General features: G+C 64.5%; 16 protein-coding genes, 1 tRNA gene and 1 pseudogene. 7 read left to right on the forward strand and 11 right to left on the reverse strand.

Features of this window, described 5'->3' with window-relative positions:
• Window positions 1-48: 48 nt before the first annotated feature.
• Together XH88_RS23460 and XH88_RS23465 are read right to left on the reverse strand one after the other, a co-directional pair.
• Window positions 49-133, reverse strand: a tRNA-Leu gene (locus XH88_RS23460).
• A 160-nt stretch (window positions 134-293) separates the two neighbouring features.
• A complete protein-coding gene (locus XH88_RS23465; protein ID WP_011088012.1) occupies window positions 294-536 on the reverse strand; it encodes a FliM/FliN family flagellar motor switch protein in 243 nt (80 codons plus the stop codon).
• A gap of 112 nt (window positions 537-648) precedes the next feature.
• Here XH88_RS23465 and lipB point away from each other — a divergent pair, with 112 nt between their 5' ends.
• Together lipB and XH88_RS23475 are read left to right on the forward strand one after the other, a co-directional pair.
• The gene (gene lipB, locus XH88_RS23470) at window positions 649-1386 is read left to right on the forward strand and encodes a lipoyl(octanoyl) transferase LipB (RefSeq protein ID WP_271670662.1); all 738 of its coding nucleotides are present in this window, start codon (window positions 649-651) and stop codon (window positions 1384-1386) included.
• 210 nt (window positions 1387-1596) lie between these two features.
• Window positions 1597-2310, forward strand: coding sequence for a DNA helicase (locus XH88_RS23475; protein ID WP_271670663.1), 714 nt, complete (start codon window positions 1597-1599; stop codon window positions 2308-2310).
• 44 nt (window positions 2311-2354) lie between these two features.
• On the opposite strand, the gene XH88_RS23480 is transcribed toward XH88_RS23475, so the two are convergent.
• Window positions 2355-2777: a tautomerase family protein gene (locus XH88_RS23480; RefSeq protein WP_271670664.1), complete on the reverse strand. Its 423-nt coding sequence runs from the start codon at window positions 2775-2777 to the stop codon at window positions 2355-2357.
• A gap of 112 nt (window positions 2778-2889) precedes the next feature.
• Between XH88_RS23480 and XH88_RS23485 the strand changes: the two genes are divergently transcribed.
• Entirely contained in the window at window positions 2890-3744 is an 855-nt protein-coding gene (locus XH88_RS23485; protein ID WP_271670665.1) for a LysR family transcriptional regulator, read from the forward strand.
• A gap of 63 nt (window positions 3745-3807) precedes the next feature.
• Here XH88_RS23485 and XH88_RS39100 read toward each other — a convergent pair.
• Both XH88_RS39100 and XH88_RS23500 read right to left on the reverse strand, forming a co-directional pair.
• A pseudogene (locus XH88_RS39100) lies at window positions 3808-4187 on the reverse strand (DUF4166 domain-containing protein); the annotation flags it as partial.
• A 16-nt stretch (window positions 4188-4203) separates the two neighbouring features.
• Entirely contained in the window at window positions 4204-4761 is a 558-nt protein-coding gene (locus XH88_RS23500; protein WP_271670667.1) for a GbsR/MarR family transcriptional regulator, read from the reverse strand.
• Between the two features lie 152 nt (window positions 4762-4913).
• Here XH88_RS23500 and XH88_RS23505 point away from each other — a divergent pair, with 152 nt between their 5' ends.
• Window positions 4914-6434: a PAS domain-containing sensor histidine kinase gene (locus tag XH88_RS23505; protein ID WP_271670668.1), complete on the forward strand. Its 1521-nt coding sequence runs from the start codon at window positions 4914-4916 to the stop codon at window positions 6432-6434.
• 57 nt (window positions 6435-6491) lie between these two features.
• Here XH88_RS23505 and XH88_RS23510 read toward each other — a convergent pair whose 3' ends face one another.
• The 4 genes from XH88_RS23510 to XH88_RS23525 form a co-directional block, all read right to left on the reverse strand.
• Entirely contained in the window at window positions 6492-6791 is a 300-nt protein-coding gene (locus XH88_RS23510; protein WP_271670669.1) for an acylphosphatase, read from the reverse strand.
• Entirely contained in the window at window positions 6788-7654 is an 867-nt protein-coding gene (locus XH88_RS23515; protein ID WP_271670670.1) for an isocitrate lyase/PEP mutase family protein, read from the reverse strand. Before XH88_RS23515 ends, XH88_RS23510 begins: the two co-directional genes overlap by 4 nt.
• A gap of 165 nt (window positions 7655-7819) precedes the next feature.
• Window positions 7820-9835 carry an acetyl-CoA carboxylase biotin carboxylase subunit gene (locus tag XH88_RS23520; RefSeq protein ID WP_271670671.1) on the reverse strand — a complete coding sequence of 672 codons (2016 nt, stop codon included), beginning with the start codon at window positions 9833-9835 and terminating at the stop codon, window positions 7820-7822.
• A 178-nt stretch (window positions 9836-10013) separates the two neighbouring features.
• Window positions 10014-11096 (reverse strand): zinc-binding metallopeptidase family protein, encoded by a 1083-nt coding sequence (locus XH88_RS23525; RefSeq protein WP_271670672.1) that lies wholly within the window; start codon window positions 11094-11096, stop codon window positions 10014-10016.
• 214 nt (window positions 11097-11310) lie between these two features.
• Here XH88_RS23525 and XH88_RS23530 point away from each other — a divergent pair, with 214 nt between their 5' ends.
• From XH88_RS23530 to XH88_RS23540, 3 genes are all read left to right on the forward strand, one after another.
• A complete protein-coding gene (locus XH88_RS23530; protein ID WP_271670673.1) occupies window positions 11311-13788 on the forward strand; it encodes a hybrid sensor histidine kinase/response regulator in 2478 nt (825 codons plus the stop codon).
• An 11-nt stretch (window positions 13789-13799) separates the two neighbouring features.
• Window positions 13800-14240, forward strand: coding sequence for an EamA family transporter (locus XH88_RS23535; protein ID WP_271670674.1), 441 nt, complete (start codon window positions 13800-13802; stop codon window positions 14238-14240).
• 63 nt (window positions 14241-14303) lie between these two features.
• Window positions 14304-15554, forward strand: a complete 1251-nt coding sequence (locus XH88_RS23540; protein ID WP_271671007.1) for an arsenic transporter — start codon at window positions 14304-14306, stop codon at window positions 15552-15554.
• 9 nt (window positions 15555-15563) lie between these two features.
• Here the strand turns inward: XH88_RS23540 and XH88_RS23545 are convergent, their stop codons facing one another.
• A complete protein-coding gene (locus tag XH88_RS23545; protein WP_271670675.1) occupies window positions 15564-16928 on the reverse strand; it encodes an MFS transporter in 1365 nt (454 codons plus the stop codon).
• 24 nt (window positions 16929-16952) lie between these two features.
• Window positions 16953-17720: a GntR family transcriptional regulator gene (locus tag XH88_RS23550; protein ID WP_271670676.1), complete on the reverse strand. Its 768-nt coding sequence runs from the start codon at window positions 17718-17720 to the stop codon at window positions 16953-16955.
• Between the last annotated feature and the right edge of the window lie 129 nt (window positions 17721-17849).

Genomic DNA, 17849 nt, shown 5'->3' on the forward strand with positions numbered 1-17849 from the left:
TCGGGTAACTTTTTGAAATGAAACATTACATTTCAATGAGTTAGCCTTTGGTGCGCTCGGAGGGACTCGAACCCCCACGGTGTTACCCACTGCCACCTCAAGGCAGCGCGTCTACCAGTTCCGCCACGAGCGCTAGGAGATACCGGCCTGAGGTCGTGAGGCTGGCCGGATCAGCGGCCGCCGATCTAACAAATCCATCAGGGGGATACAAGCCTGCAAAGGCCCTGAATTCCACAGGCTTGGCAGGAAAGTCTCGTCCTCGCCCGGATCGGCCCTATCTGGTGGAACGACCGCTACCGCGTCCCCGGTGTCCGCGGCAGCATCTGCTTGACCTCGACCGCGATTCGGTTGCGGTCGACCAGCACCACGCCGGAGGCCACCGGAAGATTGTTGGCCAGGACCTTGACCTCGTCAGCCTCGGTTGCGTCCAGCTCGATGATGGCGCCGCGGGAAAGACGTAATACTTGATGGATCGGCATGGTGGTCGTCCCGAGCACGACCATGAGATCCACGGTGACTTTATCGAGTGTGGGCACTGTCAGACCGCCGCAACTTGGGACTTAAGATCTTTGGGACTTAAGACTTGGGACTCAACGCCAAAGGACTTGGCATTTGCGCCTGCGATCATCACCACGTTATGGTTAGCCAATGGTTAATTCGCCTCAGAACTCCCGCCAACGACTCGATTTGACGTCGTTTTCCGCCGCCGGGGGCGAGCCCGTCGAATGGCGGATTTCGGACGCGCCGGTACCTTATCCGCAGGCGGTGGCCGAGATGGAGGCGCGGGTCGCCGCGATCGCGGCGGGCGAGGCCGCGGAGCTGGTCTGGCTGCTCGAGCACCCCCCGCTCTACACGTCGGGAACGTCAGGCAAGGAGACCGACCTGCTCAGCGCCCGATTCCCGACCTTCGCGACCGGGCGCGGCGGGCAGCTCACCTATCATGGCCCCGGGCAGCGGGTGGCCTACATCATGCTCGACCTCAAGCGCCGCCGGCCTGATGTCCGGGCCTATGTCGCGAGCCTCGAGGAGCTGATCCTGAAGACGCTTGCCGCCTTCAACATCCGCGGCGAGCGGCGCGAAGACCGGGTCGGCGTCTGGGTGAAGCGGCCCGACAAGGGACCTGAGCACGAGGACAAGATCGCGGCGATCGGCGTGCGGCTGAAGCGCTGGGTCTCGTTCCACGGCATCGCAATCAATGTCGAGCCGGAGCTGTCGCATTTCGCCGGCATTGTGCCTTGTGGCGTCACTGATGCCCGCTACGGCGTCACCTCGCTGGCCGACCTCGGCCAGTTCGTGACCATGGCCGACGTCGACATCGCGCTCCGGCAGGCCTTTGAGGAGCTGTTCGGGCCGACCCGCGTGCTGCTGCCGGAAGCGGCCGCCTGACACTTCTTTTTCCTTTTCTGTTCGAGCCTGGCCAGGCGCCTTCACCGCTCATCGCGGAATCAGCTACACATTGCCTCCGGTGCCGCCCACGCCTCCCCCCTCCGCCGGGAAAGCACGCCTCATGCCGGGCGACCAAACCATCAGACCGACTGTTCGAGCACTGGGCATAAGGAGGGACTGCGCTTTCTGCTCGCATCAGGAGGTTTGACGATGAAACTGTCTGCGCCAATCTATCATTTGAAGCGAAAAGCCAGGCACCTTTCCCGCGCGGAAGGCATTCCGCTCCACGACGCTCTCGACCGCATCGCCACGACGGAAGGCTTTTCCGCCTGGAGCATGCTCGCGGCGAAAGCCGCTGCAGTGAAACCTGCCAACAAGCTGTTTCCGCAGTTCAGGCCCGGCGACCTGGTGCTGGTTGGCGCGCGTCCCGGTCAAGGCAAGACCTTGATGAGCCTTGAACTCGCGGTGGAGGCGATGAAGTCAGGCCGTCGCGCGGCATTCTTCTCGCTCGAATACACCGAGAAGGACGTGCTGGACCGCCTGCGGGCGATCGGCGCGGAGCCAGCGCAATTCGACGAACTCTTCGAGGTCGATTGCTCCGACGCCATCAGCGCCGACTATGTCGTCAAGCAAATGGCAACAGCACCGCGCGGCACGGTCGTCGTGATCGACTATCTGCAACTGCTGGACCAGAGACGGGAGAACCCCGACCTGACCGTGCAGGTGCGCGCGCTGAAATCCTTTGCGCGCGACAAGGGCCTGATCGTTGTCTTTATCTCGCAGATCGACCGGTCCTTTGATCCCGCGACCAAGCCCTGCCCCGACCTCAGCGATGTCCGGCTGCCGAACCCGCTGGACCTGAAGCTGTTCGACAAGACGTGCTTCTTGAACAATTCAGAAGTCCGGTTCCGGGCCGCAAGCTGACTAATGAGCCGCGGGTGAGATCGCTCACCCGCGGCCCAAAAGCTTCACGCCGCCTTCAGCGACACGTCGAGCTTGCCGGCGATGTAGCGGCGTTCCTGCGTCAGGCCGCCAAAGCCGTAGGCGTCGCCCTTGACCTCGTCGACGTGCAGATAGGTCTCGGGATGCAGCGGGCCCAGGATCTCGGCCATGCGCTTGAACATCGCGGCGAGATAGGCCGCCTTCTCGTCCTTGGTGTTGGTGCCTTCGGTGACGTGGATGTCGATCCAGTAGCTGGCGAGTTTCTGCTCGGCGAGCGACTTGCCGCCGGCGAACCAATCACCCGCATCGACGGACTTGACGATGATGGCGGTGACCTCAGGGTCCTTGTGCAGGATCTTCGCGGTCAGCTCGGAGACTGCGCTCGCGATATCGGCCTTCGGCGATGGCGACTGGCGGGACGAAGCATAGGATACGGTGATCAGGGGCATGGTCGTTCTCCTCGACAAGGTCGCGCTGTGTGCGCGGCGTGGGTGAGAAGCTAGACCTTCCCTTGGCATTTTTGTATGTTATCTCTGATGATAACAGTGATAACGATCTCTAATGACCGCCACCCTCGACATCGCCACCATCAAGGCTTTCCTGCTGGTCGCCGACCTCCAGAGTTTTACCCGCGCCGCCGAAGCGCTCGGAACGACGCAGGCGGCAGTCAGCCTCAAGCTGCAACGATTGGAGACACTACTGGGCAAGCGTCTCGTCGAGCGCTCGCCGCGCGCGGTTCGGCTTACCGCCGATGGCGCAGGCTTCCTCGATCGCGCCCGCGCGCTGATGGCTGCGCATGACAGCGCGCTGTCCGGCGAGGCACCGGCCGCGCAGTCGCTCTCGCTTGGCATCTCCGATCACGCCGCAGGCCCAGAACTGGTGCCGCTGCTGGAGCGTCTGCACGCGATGTCGTCAAACCTCACGCTCGCGGTCACGATCGGCTTCTCGCGCGAGATGCAGGTTGCTTATGATGCAGGCGAGCTGGATGCGGTCATCGTCCGCCAGGAAGGCAGCCGCCGTGGCGGCGAGAAACTGACCGAGGACGAATTCGGCTGGTTCGCCGCACGACGCTTCACCTTGCCAAAGGGTGAGCCGTTGCCGCTCGCAACCCTCGCTCCGCCTTGCGGCGTCCGCGCGATCGCCGTGCGCACGCTCGACAAGGCGGGCCTCGCCTGGCGGGAACGCTTCGTCGGCGGCGGTGTCACGGCGGTGGTCGCCGCCGCACTCGCCGGCCTCGCCGTCGCGCCCCTGGCGCGACGGATTGCTCCGGCGGGCCTTGTTGACATCGGGCCTGCGCACAAGCTGCCGAAACTCGGCAGCTCGAAGGTGATGCTGCATTCGAAGGTCAGCGATCCCGCCAAGCTCGCGGCACTGCGCGCGGTGGCGGCGACGTTCCGGAGCCTGGCTGCAACCTGAGCACCTCACAGGATCGCCTCGAACGCACTGCGCAGCGTCTCGTGCCGGAACACAAAGCACGTCGCTGTAGCCGGTGGCAAGCTGGATCACCTGCGGAAAGCCGCGCTTGCGCGCACAGATCCGGGTCCAGGTCTGACCGCCGGTTGCGCCGTCCTCGGTGACCGTCACGATCATCGGCACAGCCGTGTCGCGCGCCGTCGGCAGCGGGCCGCCGATCAGGCGTGCGGCCTGCGCGAACCACCAGCCGATGTCGCTGAAGGCGACCTGTTCGACCACGCCGAGCTGTCGCCATCGGCGACACGCTTGGAAAAGCGCCGCCAGGTCGCGAGTGGCAGGCGCCCCCAATCCTCGTCCGACAGCAGCGCGCGGAAGCGGCGATCATCGAGCAGTTTGATGTGAGCAGGGGTTGGTGCGTTGGAGCCTGATAATCTCGCCGACGTCATCGCACCCTCCTCACCACTATCTGGCCTTGCCCATCGGCAGCAGGTTGGCGATCTTTTCGCCAAGCCGCATCAAGGCGACCAGCCGCGGCCGCGGCACTTTCAGCATCTGCATGAACCAGTGGTCGGCGAGCTCGGTGAAGGCGAGCATCTCCTTCAAGCGTTTGCTCGCGACCGGATTGATGGTCGGATCCCCGGTGGCATCGGATACGCAGGCCCTGAGCGCCGCGATCGCCGGATCGAGCTCCCGCTCCTTGCGCCGCGCCGCGATGCGGACCGCGACCTCCCAGATGTCGGTCTCGGCCTCGTAATGATCGCGGCGGTCGCCGAGGATCGGCACCCGCCGGATCAGGTTCCAGGCGAGCAGCTCTTTCAGTGAGTTGGAGACGTTGGAGCGCGCCATGCCGAGCGTCTCGGCGATATCCTCGGCCGTCATCGGTGCTTCAGCGAGATAAAGCAGCCCGTGAATCTGGCTCACCGAGCGATTGACGCCCCACTGATCGCCCATGTCGCCCCAATGCAGGATGAAGCGCTCGACGGCCGCGGGGAGTTTCTTCTTTCCGGTGATTTCTGTCATAACAGAAATATCTGATCAGATTGATGGTCTGTCAAGCCCTTTCGGCGCCTTGCCTGTTGCATACCGTCGGCTCTATTTGCCTATAAACGTCCCACAGAAACGGGAACCAAACGCATTCTGCAGCGTTTGCTCCGGTCAAGGCGGGGTCCGGAATGATCAGAAAGTCCAGTCAACAGAGAGACTTGTTCGAAAGCGAACGGAGTTTCCGGTTGTTGGTTGAGGGAGTCGCGGACTACGCCCTCTACATGCTCGATCCCAACGGGATCATCACGAGCTGGAACATCGGCGGCGAACGGATCAAAGGCTATTCGCCCCAGGAGATCCTCGGCCAGCATTTCTCGCGCTTCTACTCCGAAACTGACCGCGCCAACGGCAAGCCTGCCCGTGCACTCGGCATCGCGCGTGACCAGGGCCGCTACGAGGAGGAAGGCTGGCGTGTCCGCAAGGACGGCACCTTCTTCTGGGCAAGCGTCGTGATCGACCCGATCTACGAGGACGGCAACCTCGTCGGCTTTGCCAAGATCACCCGCGATATCACCGAGCGCCGCAACAACCAGCTCAAGCTCGAGGCGATGCACAGGCAGCTTGCCGAGTCTCAGAAATTCGATGCGCTCGGCCAGCTCACTGGCGGCGTCGCGCACGACTTCAACAATTTGCTGATGATCATCAGCGGCAGCCTTCACGTCCTGAAGAAGGGCGCCGCCGAGGATTCCAGATTGCAGCGCGCGATCTCGGCGATCGAGACCGCCACCAAGCGCGGCGCCGCGCTCACGGGGCAGCTGCTGAGCTTCGCGCGGCGGCAGAGCGTCAATCCGCAGCCGATCCATTTCGGCGATCGCATCGAGGCGATCCGCGAGGTGCTCCACGCCGGCGTCGGCAGCGGCGTCCGTCTCGCCTTCGAGATCGAGCGCGAGGTCTGGCCGATCAAGGCCGACGTCTCGGAGTTCGAGACGGCTCTGCTCAACCTCGTCATCAACGCGCGCGACGCGATGCCCCACGGCGGCATGGTGACGATCGGCGCGCACAACGTCGTCCTGGACGATCCGCTCCATAGCGGCGAATACGTCGCCATCACCGTCGCCGATACCGGGTTGGGCATCCCCTCAGACGTCGTCGACAAGATTTTCGAACCGTTCTTCACGACCAAGCCGGTCGGAAAAGGCACCGGTCTCGGCCTGTCGCAGGTGCACGGCTTTGCGCACCAGGCCGGGGGCACGGTCAAGGTCGCAAGCGAGCTCGGCCAGGGCACGACTTTCACCATCCTGCTGCGGCGTGAAACCGAGACCGCACCGAGCGAGACGTCCGGGACTGCGCCGCTGCGCGGCAGCGGCACGGTGCTGCTGGTCGAAGACAATCCCGACGTGGCCCTGGTGAGCACCGGACTTCTGGAGCAGCTCGGCTACAATGTACGGCGCGTTGCTGATGCCGAAGCCGCCTTGCACGAAGTCGAGAAGAACAGCGTCGACTTCGTGTTCTCCGACATCGTGATGCCCGGGAAGATGGACGGACTCAGTCTCGCCCATCGCCTTCGCCAGATCCGCCCCGGCCTGCCAATCCTCCTCGCCACCGGCTACAGCGACATCGCAGCCGACGTGCGCGGCGATTTCCCGATCCTGCGCAAGCCGTACGAAATCCACGAGCTGAGCGAGGCGATCGCGAAGCTGCCGAGGTGAGGGTTTCTACACCTCTCCCGAAGGCAGAGGTAAACACGGCGAGCGCCGATCGTTCCCCTACACCGTCGGCAACACTGAGAATGCTTCCCCTGCCCGGCGCAGGTTCAGCTCATCGGCGGTTGCCGTCTCACTCGTCACGCTATCCACGCGCGATGACGGCGGACCATGCCGGCACAGCGCGACCATGTCGGCAACGTGCTTGGGCGCGCCGGCGAACAGCGCCTCCACGCGGCCGTCGCGGCGGTTGCGGACCCAGCCCTCGAGGCCGCTCGCGGTCGCCTGGTATTCGACCCAGGCGCGATAACCGACGCCCTGGACGCGTCCCTGGATCATGACCTGGAGGATCGCCCGGCTCATCGCTTCAGCCCGAGAAGATCGGCGCTGCGCGCCTTGACTTCGGCGTCGCGCATGATGCGCCTGGTCAGCTCCGCCGAGGGCATTCCCTTCAGTGCTTTCGGCGACGTGCCCTCGCGCAGCGCTTTCTGGACCTCGTAGACCGCTTGCGTCGCCGCGGCGATCGGCGCATGGCCCTGGAGTGCGATGCGCACGCGCTGGCTCTGGAGGTAGTCGACGCCATTCAGTTCATCCGGCGCACCGCCGAGCACAATCGGCAGGCGCGTAGCGGACGCGATCGCCTCGAGTTCGGCGCGCGACTTGATGCCGGTGAAGAACAGCGCATCGACCCCGGTCGCTTCATAGGCCCTGGCACGCTTGATCGCATCTTCGATCGAGGTGATCGAGGCGGCGCCGGTGCGGCCCATGATGACGAGCGAGGCATCGCTGCGCGCATCGAGTGCGGCCTTCATCTTGCCGACGCCCTCCTCCAACGAGATCAGCTGCGCCTTGGCTTCGCCAAAAGCTGCGGGAAGCAGCGTGTCCTCGATGGTGAGGCCGGCAGCGCCCGCCGTCTCCAGCTCCTGCACCGTACGGCGCACGTTGAGGGCATTGCCGTAGCCATGGTCGGCATCGACCAGCACCGGCAGGCTGGCCGCGCGCGACATCCGCCGCATCTGCTCGGCAAGCTCCGTGAGCGTGATCAGGGTGACGTCAGGGTCGCCGAGCACCGCAAGCGAGGCCACCGAGCCGCCGAACATGCCGAGCGGAAAACCGAGATCCTCGGCAATGCGGATCGAGATCGCGTCATAGACCGAGCCGGGATGGACGCAAGCCGAGCCCGAGAGGATGAGGCGCAGTTTTTCGCGGCGGGAACGAAAGGCCATGGTGCTGTCTCGATCGAGTTACGAAGGCCTCATCATAATCCGTCATTGCGAGCGAAGCGAAGCAATCCAGAGATGCATCCGCGGAGACCGACTGGATTGCTTCGTCGCGAAGGGCTCCTCGCAATGACTATGCTTGTGGGCAGATCGCCCGCCCAACTCCTACGCTCACGCAAACTCCAGTATCAGCGCGTCCACCGCGAGCGTCGCGCCGGCGCTGGCGTGGATCTTCTTCACGGTGCCGTCCTGCTCGGCACGCAGCACGTTCTGCATCTTCATGGCTTCGACCACGGCCAGCGTCTCGCCGGCCTTGACCTCCTGCCCTTCGGTGACCGCGATCGAGACCACGAGGCCGGGCATCGGACAGAGCAGCTTCTTGCCGCTGTCAGAAGCCGTGGTGACCGGCATCAGGCGTGCAGACGTCGCCTCCGTTTCGGTCCAGACATAGACCGGCACCTCGACGCCTTGGTGCGCAAGGCGGATGCCGTTGGGAATTGGCCGCGCCTGCACCGCAACGAAATGCCCGTCGATGGTGCCCTGCCAGACCGGATCGCCCGGCTTCCATGGCGACTGCAGCAGATGCGCGTTGCCGGCCTTGCCCTCGGCATCGGCGAAGCGGATCGCGATCGCCTCGCCCTCGCGTCCGACCTCGAGCTGGATTTCCTGGCGATCGAGCCAGACGGCGCGGCGGCGTTCGCGCTGCACGACCCGGCCGCCCATCTGGCCGGAAATCTGCCGCTTGCGCTCGCCGAGCACGTGATCGATGGCGGCGCCGACCGCGGCGATCCGCCGCGCGACCTCACCCTCGGGCACGCGCACTGCAAACCCCTTGGGGAATTCCTCGGCAATGAAGCCGGTCGACAGCCGGCCCTCGCGCCAGCGCGGATGATGCATCAGCGCCGACAGGAACGGGATATTGTGCCTGATACCCTCGACATAGAACGAGTCGAGCGCAGTCGCCTGCGCCTCGATCGCGGCCGCGCGCGAGGGCGCATGCGTGACGAGCTTGGCGATCATCGGATCGTAATGGATCGAGATCTCGCCGCCCTCCTGCACGCCGGTGTCGTTGCGCACCGTGATGCCGTCCTGGCTGGCTTCCGCCGGCGGACGGTACTTCACCAGGCGCCCGATCGAGGGCAGGAAGTTGCGGAACGGATCTTCGGCGTAGAGGCGCGACTCCACGGCCCAGCCGGTCAGCGTGACGTCTTTCTGCGCGATGGCGAGCTTCTCGCCGGCAGCGACGCGAATCATCTGCTCGACGAGGTCGACCCCGGTGACGAGCTCGGTGACGGGATGCTCGACCTGGAGACGCGTGTTCATCTCGAGGAAATAGAAGCTCTTGTCCTGACCCGCGACGAACTCCACCGTGCCGGCGGAATCATAATTCACGGCCTTGGCCAGCGCGACGGCCTGCTCGCCCATCTTGCGGCGGGTGGCCTCGTCGAGCAGCGGCGATGGCGCTTCCTCGATGACCTTCTGGTTGCGGCGCTGGATCGAGCATTCGCGTTCGCCGAGATAGATCACGTTGCCGTGCTTGTCGCCCAGGACCTGGATCTCGATGTGGCGGGGATCGACGATGAACTTTTCAATGAAGACGCGGTCGTCGCCGAACGAGGCCTTCGCTTCCGCTTTGGCGAGGCCAAATCCCTCCTCGACCTCCTGGGTCGAGTAGGCGATGCGCATGCCTTTGCCGCCGCCGCCGGCCGAGGCCTTGATCATGACGGGATAGCCGATCGCGTCGGCGATCCTGACCGCATGCTTGGCGTCTTCGATCACGCCGAGGAAGCCGGGCACGGTCGAGACATCGGCGTTCGCCGCCGCCTTCTTGGATTCGATCTTGTCGCCCATCGCGGCGATCGCGCCCGGGTTGGGGCCGATGAAGACGATGCCGGCCGCTTGCAGCGCCCGCGGAAACGCCTCGCGCTCGGACAGAAAGCCGTAACCGGGATGAACGGCCTCGGCGCCCGTCTTCCGGCAGGCTTCGACGATCTTCTCGATCACCAGGTAGCTCTCGGCCGCGGCGGGCGGGCCGATCAGGACCGCCTCGTCGGCCATCTCGACATGGAGGGCGTCGCGGTCGGCCTCGGAATAGACGGCGACCGTCTGAATGCCCATCTTGCGGGCGGTCTTGATGACCCGGCAGGCGATTTCGCCGCGATTGGCGATCAGGATGCGTTTGAACATGATTTCTTGAGCTTCGTCCCTTGGGCGGGACCCCTCCCGGGGCCGTTGGCGGGCCGACCGGACGGGGCCGTATCCTGTCGTGGTACAGCAAAATCGGCCGGAGGCAACGGTCTAAATCCGCCCCGCTCTGGCGTACCAGCACAAGACCGGCGCGGCCGCGGAGCGCCCCTGGGACTGCCTAGGGCTTCCCGGCCTTGGTCTTATCCCTGGCGACCTCCCGGACAAGGCTGTGGATGAAGCCGAGCTTGGCGACCACCGCCGGGGACAGGATGAAGGGATAGAGGTCGCGCAAGCCCATGGCACGGTTGACGCTGTTCATGGCGAAGGTGAAGGGCAGCCATGCGTTGACCAGCGCCTCGACGCCTTTCGCCTCGTAGGGGTTGAAGCGAATCCGCGCCGTCAACTCCCCGTCATGGTCGACCCTGGGACGCACCTCCATGCCGAACTCGCCGGCCATCTCCAGCGTGTCGACGATGTGGAGGTAGTGCGCCCAGGTCTCGGCGAAATCCTCCCAGGGGTGCATGGTCGCATAGGTCGAGACGTAATTCTGCTGCCAGTCCGGCGGCGCGCCTTCGGCATAGTGTCGCTGCAGGGCCTGACCATAATCGACAGTGTCGTCGCCGAACACGGCGCGGCATTCTTGCAGCTTCTCGCCATCACGCACCAGCACGTCCCAGAAATAATGCCCGACCTCGTGTCGGAAATGCCCGAGCAGCGTCCGATACGGCTCGCCCATCTCCAGCCTGCGCCGCTCGCGCTCGATGGTGTCGGTCTCGGTAAGCGCGATCGTGATCAGACCGTTGTCGTGGCCGGTCATGATCCTTTGCCCAGTGCTCGGGTCGTCGGCGAGGAAATTGAAGATCAGGCCATGCTCGGGATCGTCCTGCCGGGTCTGGAGCGGCAGCTTCCAGCGGATCAGGGAATAGAACAACCGGTGCTTCGCCACCTCCAGCTCGCGCCAGCCGGCGAGCTGCGCGGGATCGGAGAGGTCGGGCACGATGCCGTTGTGGCGGCAGGCGCGGCAAAAGCCCGTGGTATCGCCAACATCCGTCAGCCAGTTGCAGGCATCGTACTCGGCATTGCGGCAGAGCATGCAGCTCTCGCCCTTGTCCGCAAGCGTCTTCCAGCCTCCTCCATCCGGCTCGACCGCCGACATGGTCTCCTGCTCCGGCAGGAAAACGACACGATGGCCGCAGCGTTCGCAGGCGCGGTTCTCGAAGTAGAGGACATTGCCGCAGTCCTGGCAGACAAAGAGCTTCAAGCTTTGGCCTCTCGGGAAAGGGAGCCTCGCCAATATCAGCTGTGGCGCCCCGCACATACGCGCGCTGAGGCTCATCGTTCCAGTACCAGGAACAAATAGCCGGATCTCGCGTTCGTTCATACCCGCCACACGCCCTTCCGCGCGACGTTTCCTGACCTATTCGCGTTTGAGCAATGGCTATCAGGCCCTGTCTGTGTGAATATTGGCCCGGCACGTGCGCCCCCGCATCACAACGGCCGACGCCTTGAACGATCCTTTGCCCGAGACCATCGCCGCCGAACGGCTGCGTCAGCACCTCGAAGACATCGCGCGCGAGCGCGACAATGCCTATCGCGCGCTCCAGGAGCGCGAGGCGGAGCTCGCGCGCATCCAGCGCATCGGCAAGGTCGGCGGATTCGAGGTTGATTTCCGTGAAGGCTTCAAGAACCGTCGCTCGCCTGAATATCTGATGATCCACGGGCTGCCGCCAGAGGCTACGGGCGAGACGCATGAGGACTGGGTCAGTCGCATCCACCCCGACGACCGCGACGCGAGCCTCCAGCATTTCTTCGCGGCACTGGCCGGCTCCAGCGAGGACTACACCGCCGAATACCGTATTATCCGTCCCAACGACGGCCAGACCCGCTGGATCCGCGTCGTCGCCAAGATCGAGCGCGACGCCGATGGCCGCGCTATCCGGCTCGTCGGCGCCCATATCGACGCCACCGATCAGATGCTGGTGCGCGAGACGCTGCGCGAAAGCGAGGAGCGATTTCGGCTGATCGCCGACAGCGCGCCGGTGCCGATCTGGGTGACGAAGCTCGACCGCACGCGCTCGTTCGCCAACCGGGCCTATGTCGACTTTCTCGGCCTGCCCTACGAACAGGCCATCGCCTTCGACTGGCGCAAGGTGCTGCATCCCGACGATCTGCAGCGCGTCCTGCAGCAATCGGTGCAAGGCGAAGCCTCGCTGAAGCCCTTCGTGCTGGAAGCGCGCTACAAGAATGCGTCCGGCGAATGGCGCTGGCTGCGCTCGGAGTCGCAGCCGCGCTGGGATCCGACCGGCAAGCATATCGGCTTCATCGGCGTCGCTCACGACATCACCGTCGCCAAGCAGGCCGAGATCGAGCTGCGCAAGCTCAACGAGACGCTGGAAGAGCGCATCGCCGAACGCACCGCCGAGCTCGAATCCAACGAGGCAAGGCTTCGCGCGATCCTGGCGACCAGCAACCAATACCAGTTCCTGGTGAACCTCGAGGGCGAATTGGTCTACGCCAACAACACCGCGCTCGACGGCATCAAGGCGCGCAGTGAGGATGTGGTCGGCAAGCCGTTCTGGGAAACGCCCTGGTTCACGGGCACAAGCGGCATGGGCGCCGCCGTGCGCGAGGCCTTCGAGACCGTGCTGAAAGGCCAGGCGGTGCGGATGGAGATGCGGCTACGGCTGCCGATCGGCGAGCGCGATTTCGAGTTCGGCATGCGCCCGGTGCTCGACCGTCACGGCAACATCACCGGCGCGGTGCCTGAGGCCGTCGACATCACCGAGCGCCGCCGCGGCGAGGAAGCGCTGCGGCAGTCGCAGAAGATGGAAGCGATCGGCCAGCTCACCGGCGGCGTCGCGCACGATTTCAACAACCTCCTCACCATCATCCGCTCGGCGACCGACTTCCTGCGCCGCCGCGAGCTGCCGGAAGAGCGTCGCCGCCGCTATGTCGACGCCATCTCCGACACCGTCGAGCGCGCATCAAAACTGACCGCGCAGCTTCTGGCGTTCGCACGCCGGCAGCCCCTGAAGCCGCAGATCTTCAATGTCGGCAGCCAGGTCGAAAGCGTGGCGCAGCTGGTGCGTCCGCTGGTCGGCGGCCGCATCGAGATCGCGGTCGAGATCGACGATGCCGACTGCTTTACCGTCGCTGACATCGCGCAGTTCGAGACTGCGTTGATCAATCTTGCCATCAATGCCCGCGACGCCATGCACGACGAAGGCCGCCTCACCATTTCAGTCCGCAAGGTCCGGGGCATTCCGAACCTGCGCGCGCAATCGGCGCGCAGCGGCGACTATGTCGCGATCTCGGTCGCCGACACCGGCAGCGGCATCGCTCCTGAGAACATCGATGCCATCTTCGAGCCGTTCTTCACCACCAAGGAGGTCGGCAAAGGCACCGGCCTCGGGCTCAGCCAGGCTTTCGGCTTCGCCAAGCAGTCCGACGGCGACATCGCGGTGACGAGCACGCTTGGACAGGGCGCGACATTTACGATCTACCTGCCGCAGGCACAGAGCCCCGCCACTGAGAAGGAGGCCGCGGCGCTGACCAGCGAAGCCGCCACCACCGGACGCGGCTATCGCGTGCTCGTGGTCGAGGACAATGACGACGTCGGCCAGTTCTCGACCGAGCTTCTGGAGGACCTCGGCTATGTCACCCGCCGCGTCCCCAACGCCAACGCGGCGCTCGCCATCCTCGGCGAGAACGAATTCGCCGTCGATCTCGTGTTCTCCGACGTCATCATGCCCGGCATGAACGGCGTCGAGCTCGCCGGCATCATTCGCGAGCGCTATCCGGGCCTGCCCGTCGTTCTTACCAGCGGCTACAGCAACGTGCTCGCCGAAAACGCCCATCGCGGCTTCGAGCTGATCCAGAAGCCCTATTCCGTCGAATCGCTCTCACGCATTCTGCGCAAGGCGATCACGGAGAAGCTGTCGGTGGCTCGCTAAGGAATATCCCCATGAAACCCGCTCTCCTGTCCGCCTGGCAAACCTGGGCGCTGCTCTCCGCCTGCTTTGCCGCATTGACCGCGATCTTCGCCAAGGTCGGCGTCGAGAACATCAATCCTGATCTGGCGACCTTCATCCGGACCATCGTGGTGCTGCTGGCATTCTCGATTCTGCTGTTCTTCACCGGACAGTTCGTCGTGCCATCGGCGGTCTCCCCGAAAACATGGCTCTTCCTGGTGATGTCAGGACTTGCGACCGGCGCGTCGTGGCTGTGCTATTTCCGCGCGCTGAAGCTCGGTCCCGCGACGCTGGTGGCGCCGATCGATAAGCTCAGCGTCGTGCTGGTCGCCATGTTCGCCTGCGCCTTTCTCGGCGAGCGGCCAACAGCGCAGGGCTGGATCGGGATCGCCATGATCGGTGCCGGCGCGGTGCTGCTGGCGGTCAAATTTTGAGGCTGGCGGATCCATTCCGAGCGCGATAGTCAGGGCAGAATTTTGGAGATCGACTTGCCGACCCTGCCGTCTGACGCCATCTGGGCCTGGAGCATCATCGTCGCCGCCACTGCCGGCGTCATCATCCGCCCCTTTCGCCTGCCCGAGGCGATCTGGGCCGTGCTCGGCGCGGCAGCGCTGGTGCTGTTCGGCTTGCTGCCGTGGCAGGATGCCCTCACCGGAATCGCGAAGGGCGTCGACGTCTATCTCTTCCTGATCGGCATGATGCTGATCGCCGAGCTGGCGCGGCTCGAAGGCCTGTTCGATTATCTGGCCGCCTTCGCAGTCGAACATGCGCGCGGTTCGCCACAACGGCTGTTCCTGCTGATCTATCTGGTCGGCACGCTCGTCACTGTGCTACTCTCGAATGATGCCACCGCGATCGTGCTGACGCCTGCCGTCTATGCCGCCACCCGCGCGGCCGGCGCAAAGCCGCTGCCTTATCTCTTCGTCTGCGCCTTCATCGCCAATGCCGCGAGCTTCGTGCTGCCGATCTCCAACCCCGCCAATCTCGTCGTGTTCGGCGCACGCATGCCGCAGCTGAGCGAATGGCTGCGCCTGTTCGCCCTGCCGTCGTTGGCTTCGATCGTGCTGACCTATGTCGTGCTGCGTCTGACGCAGCACCGCGCACTCAAGGAAGAGACCATCGCGCGCAGCGTGCCACATCCAACGCTCGGCCGCGGCGGCAAGCTCACGGCCGTCGGCATCGTCGCCATCGGCCTCGTGCTGGTCACGGCCTCCGCACTCGACAAGCAGCTGGGCCTGCCGACTTTCATCTGCGGCGTGGTGACCGCCGCCATCGTGCTGCTGATCAACCGTCAATCGCCGCTGCCGGTGCTGCGCGGGGTCTCCTGGAGCGTGCTGCCGCTGGTCGGCGGTCTCTTCGTGATGGTGGAAGCGCTGATCAAGACCGGCGTGATCGGGCAGCTCAGCGCGCTGCTGCAGCAGGCGGTCAGGCAATCAGTCCCGCAAGCGGCCTGGAGCGTCGGGATCGCGACCGCGATCGCCGACAACGTCGCCAACAACCTGCCTGTCGGACTTGTCGCCGGTTCCGTTGCCGCGAGCGACCATCTGCCCCCATCCGTCGTCAGCGCCATCCTGATCGGCGTCGATCTCGGGCCCAATCTGTCGGTCACGGGGTCGCTTGCAACCATTCTGTGGCTGGTCGCGCTGCGGCGGGAGAAGATCGAGGTCGGCGCCTGGCCGTTTCTTAGGCTTGGCATGCTGGTGACGCCGCCCGCGCTGATCGCGGCCTTGGCGGCCGCGATCAGATAGCGATCGCTGCTAGTCGTTTTCGTAGCCGTATACTTCCGGCAGGATGAAGATTGCAGCCAGCAATCCGATCAGCGGGAAGATTGCGACGAACAGCGTGGCGTTGGCCTGCCCGATCGCGGCGAACAGCGACGGGAACAGGAAGATCGCCAGGAACGACGGAAGCTTCACGAACATGTAGGCGAAGCCGCTGGCGGTGCCGCGGTATTTCGGTTTGGCGACCATGGTCGGGATCGTCATGCAGTTCGAAGCATCCCAGTAGTGTCCCCACAGCATGGCGGCGGCCGCGAACGGCAACAGCATCTTGTTGTCGGTGTAGAGCGCGAACGCCGCGACGAGCAGCGATACCAGCACGATCGAAAAGCCCGCGATCGAGATGCCGCGATGGCCGATCTTCGGCGTCAGCAAGGGGCCGACCCAGCCCGACAGCCCGGCGAACGCAAACAGCGCCATTGTCACCAGGTTGTTGCCGAGCATTGACGAGACGCCGACCATCGCGAACAGCACCGGCAGGTAGAATGCGAAGGTCGAGAACTCGCTCGCCTGCATGAAACAGGCGATCCAGCCGTAGATCGTGGCACGCCAGCGGATCGGATCCTTCTTGAGGTCGGCGAGGAAGGCGCGGGTCGAGACCCTCGGCACGACCTGGTCCTGGTCCGGCAGCATGGCGAGATCGTCGTTGAACATCTCCCGCGCGACCTGCTTGGCCTCGCGGAAGCGGCCCTTCTGTACCAGCCACACAGCGGTCTCCGGCACGTCGTGGCGCATGATCAGGATGATCAGCGCCGGCACAGCACCAAGACCGAGCGTCACGCGCCACAGCGTCTCGTGATGAATATCGAGCAGCAGGAAGATCACGATGACACCGATGGTCAGCACCTCGCCGACAGCGAACATGAATTGCCAGCGGTTGCCCATGACCTCGCGCTCACCCTTGGCCATGGATTCCATGATGTAGGTGTAGCCGGTCGAGATGTCGGAGCCGAGCGGGATGCCGAGCAGGAATCGGATCACGACGAGCCAGGTGACGTTGGGTACGAAGGCCTGTGCCAGCGCCAGCACGATAAACATCACCATCGTGACCAGGAACATCACCCGGCGGCCGATCTTGTCCGACAGCCAGCCGCCGAGCAGCGCGCCGATCAACGCACCGCCCTGCGTGCCCGCCGCGGCAAGGCCGAGCATGAGCGGATCGGGATTGTACTGCTCCTTGATGAAGATCAGCACGAAGGCGATCGAATAGAGGTCCCAGGCCTCGACCAGGATCGAGGCCATCATCAGCCAGCCGACCTTGCTGCCCTTGGGACTGTAGTTGGTGATGAGGTAGCGGACAGCGGCTTCGCTCGCGGTCGGTTGTGGCACGGCCATCGTTGACATGTTTGTTCCTCTCTTTGAATTTCTTTACGCGCCGAGCAGCGGCTCGATGCTGCAATCGAGCAGGCGCGGATCGATCCCCGCCTCCATGCCCGTGAACATCTCGCCCATGTAGTCGATCAGGGCGTCGCTCGCCTTCACGGCATCCTCGACGCGGCGGTTCGCGACCGCGCTGAGAATACTGAGATGATGATCGATCGTTCCTGACAGATCGGCCTGCCCCGGCATGAAGCGGTGGTGGATGTAGCCGATGCGACGATACAGCGTGTGCAGCGGCCGGAGCGTATGCACCAGGAACGGCTCGCCCGCCGCTTCCAGCACCAGCGCGTCGATCCGGCGGTCGATGCTGTTGAATTCGTCGAGGCTCAAGGTGGCGCGGCGTTCGCGCAGCACACGCTCGATGTGCAGCGCCTGATTACGATGCGACAGACTGGCGCGATCCGCCGCGAGGCGAATGACAAAACGCTCCATGTCTCGCCGCAAGGCCAGCAGCATGCGCTCGCGCGCCAGATCGATCGGCGCGATATGCAGGCCGTGGCGCGGACGGATGATGATCAGCGTGTCGGCGGAGAGACGATTGACGGCGTGATGCACCGGCGTGCGGCCGAAGCCGGTGATTTGCTGCAATTCCAGCATGGTCATGAACTGACCGGGCTTGAGCTCGCAATGAACGAGCAGCTCCTCGATCTTCTGATAGGCCAGCTCGAAGAAATTGAGACGATTGCGCCGCGAGGGCCTGCCCTCGCCGCCGTCCTCCGATCTCACCACCTCGAGCGCGCGCTTGCGCCGTGCCATGTCGTCCTCTCCTGTCAGCCCGCGCTCTCGTTGCTGGGTGGCGCCGCATTTGTGGCACCCTTAAAACATGTTGTGATATATTACAAGCAGGCGTAAGACGTGGGGCCGCTCGCAACATGCTGCGCTGCA

The organism is Bradyrhizobium sp. CCBAU 51627 (genome assembly GCF_028128765.1).
Lineage (GTDB): Bacteria > Pseudomonadota > Alphaproteobacteria > Rhizobiales > Xanthobacteraceae > Bradyrhizobium.

Bases quoted from the DNA above. Each gene is read 5' to 3' on its own strand.
- XH88_RS23480 (WP_271670664.1), bottom strand. From the start codon at position 2,777: ATGCCCCTGATCACCGTATCCTATGCTTCGTCCCGCCAGTCGCCATCG.
- XH88_RS23545 (WP_271670675.1), bottom strand. From the start codon at position 16,928: ATGTCAACGATGGCCGTGCCACAACCGACCGCGAGCGAAGCCGCTGTC.
- XH88_RS23515 (WP_271670670.1), bottom strand. From the start codon at position 7,654: ATGGCCTTTCGTTCCCGCCGCGAAAAACTGCGCCTCATCCTCTCGGGC.
- XH88_RS23520 (WP_271670671.1), bottom strand. From the start codon at position 9,835: ATGTTCAAACGCATCCTGATCGCCAATCGCGGCGAAATCGCCTGCCGG.
- XH88_RS23535 (WP_271670674.1), top strand. From the start codon at position 13,800: ATGAAACCCGCTCTCCTGTCCGCCTGGCAAACCTGGGCGCTGCTCTCC.
- XH88_RS23550 (WP_271670676.1), bottom strand. From the start codon at position 17,720: ATGGCACGGCGCAAGCGCGCGCTCGAGGTGGTGAGATCGGAGGACGGC.
- XH88_RS23510 (WP_271670669.1), bottom strand. From the start codon at position 6,791: ATGAGCCGGGCGATCCTCCAGGTCATGATCCAGGGACGCGTCCAGGGC.
- XH88_RS23475 (WP_271670663.1), top strand. From the start codon at position 1,597: ATGAAACTGTCTGCGCCAATCTATCATTTGAAGCGAAAAGCCAGGCAC.
- XH88_RS23505 (WP_271670668.1), top strand. From the start codon at position 4,914: ATGATCAGAAAGTCCAGTCAACAGAGAGACTTGTTCGAAAGCGAACGG.
- lipB (WP_271670662.1), top strand. From the start codon at position 649: ATGGTTAATTCGCCTCAGAACTCCCGCCAACGACTCGATTTGACGTCG.
- XH88_RS23485 (WP_271670665.1), top strand. From the start codon at position 2,890: ATGACCGCCACCCTCGACATCGCCACCATCAAGGCTTTCCTGCTGGTC.
- XH88_RS23500 (WP_271670667.1), bottom strand. From the start codon at position 4,761: ATGACAGAAATCACCGGAAAGAAGAAACTCCCCGCGGCCGTCGAGCGC.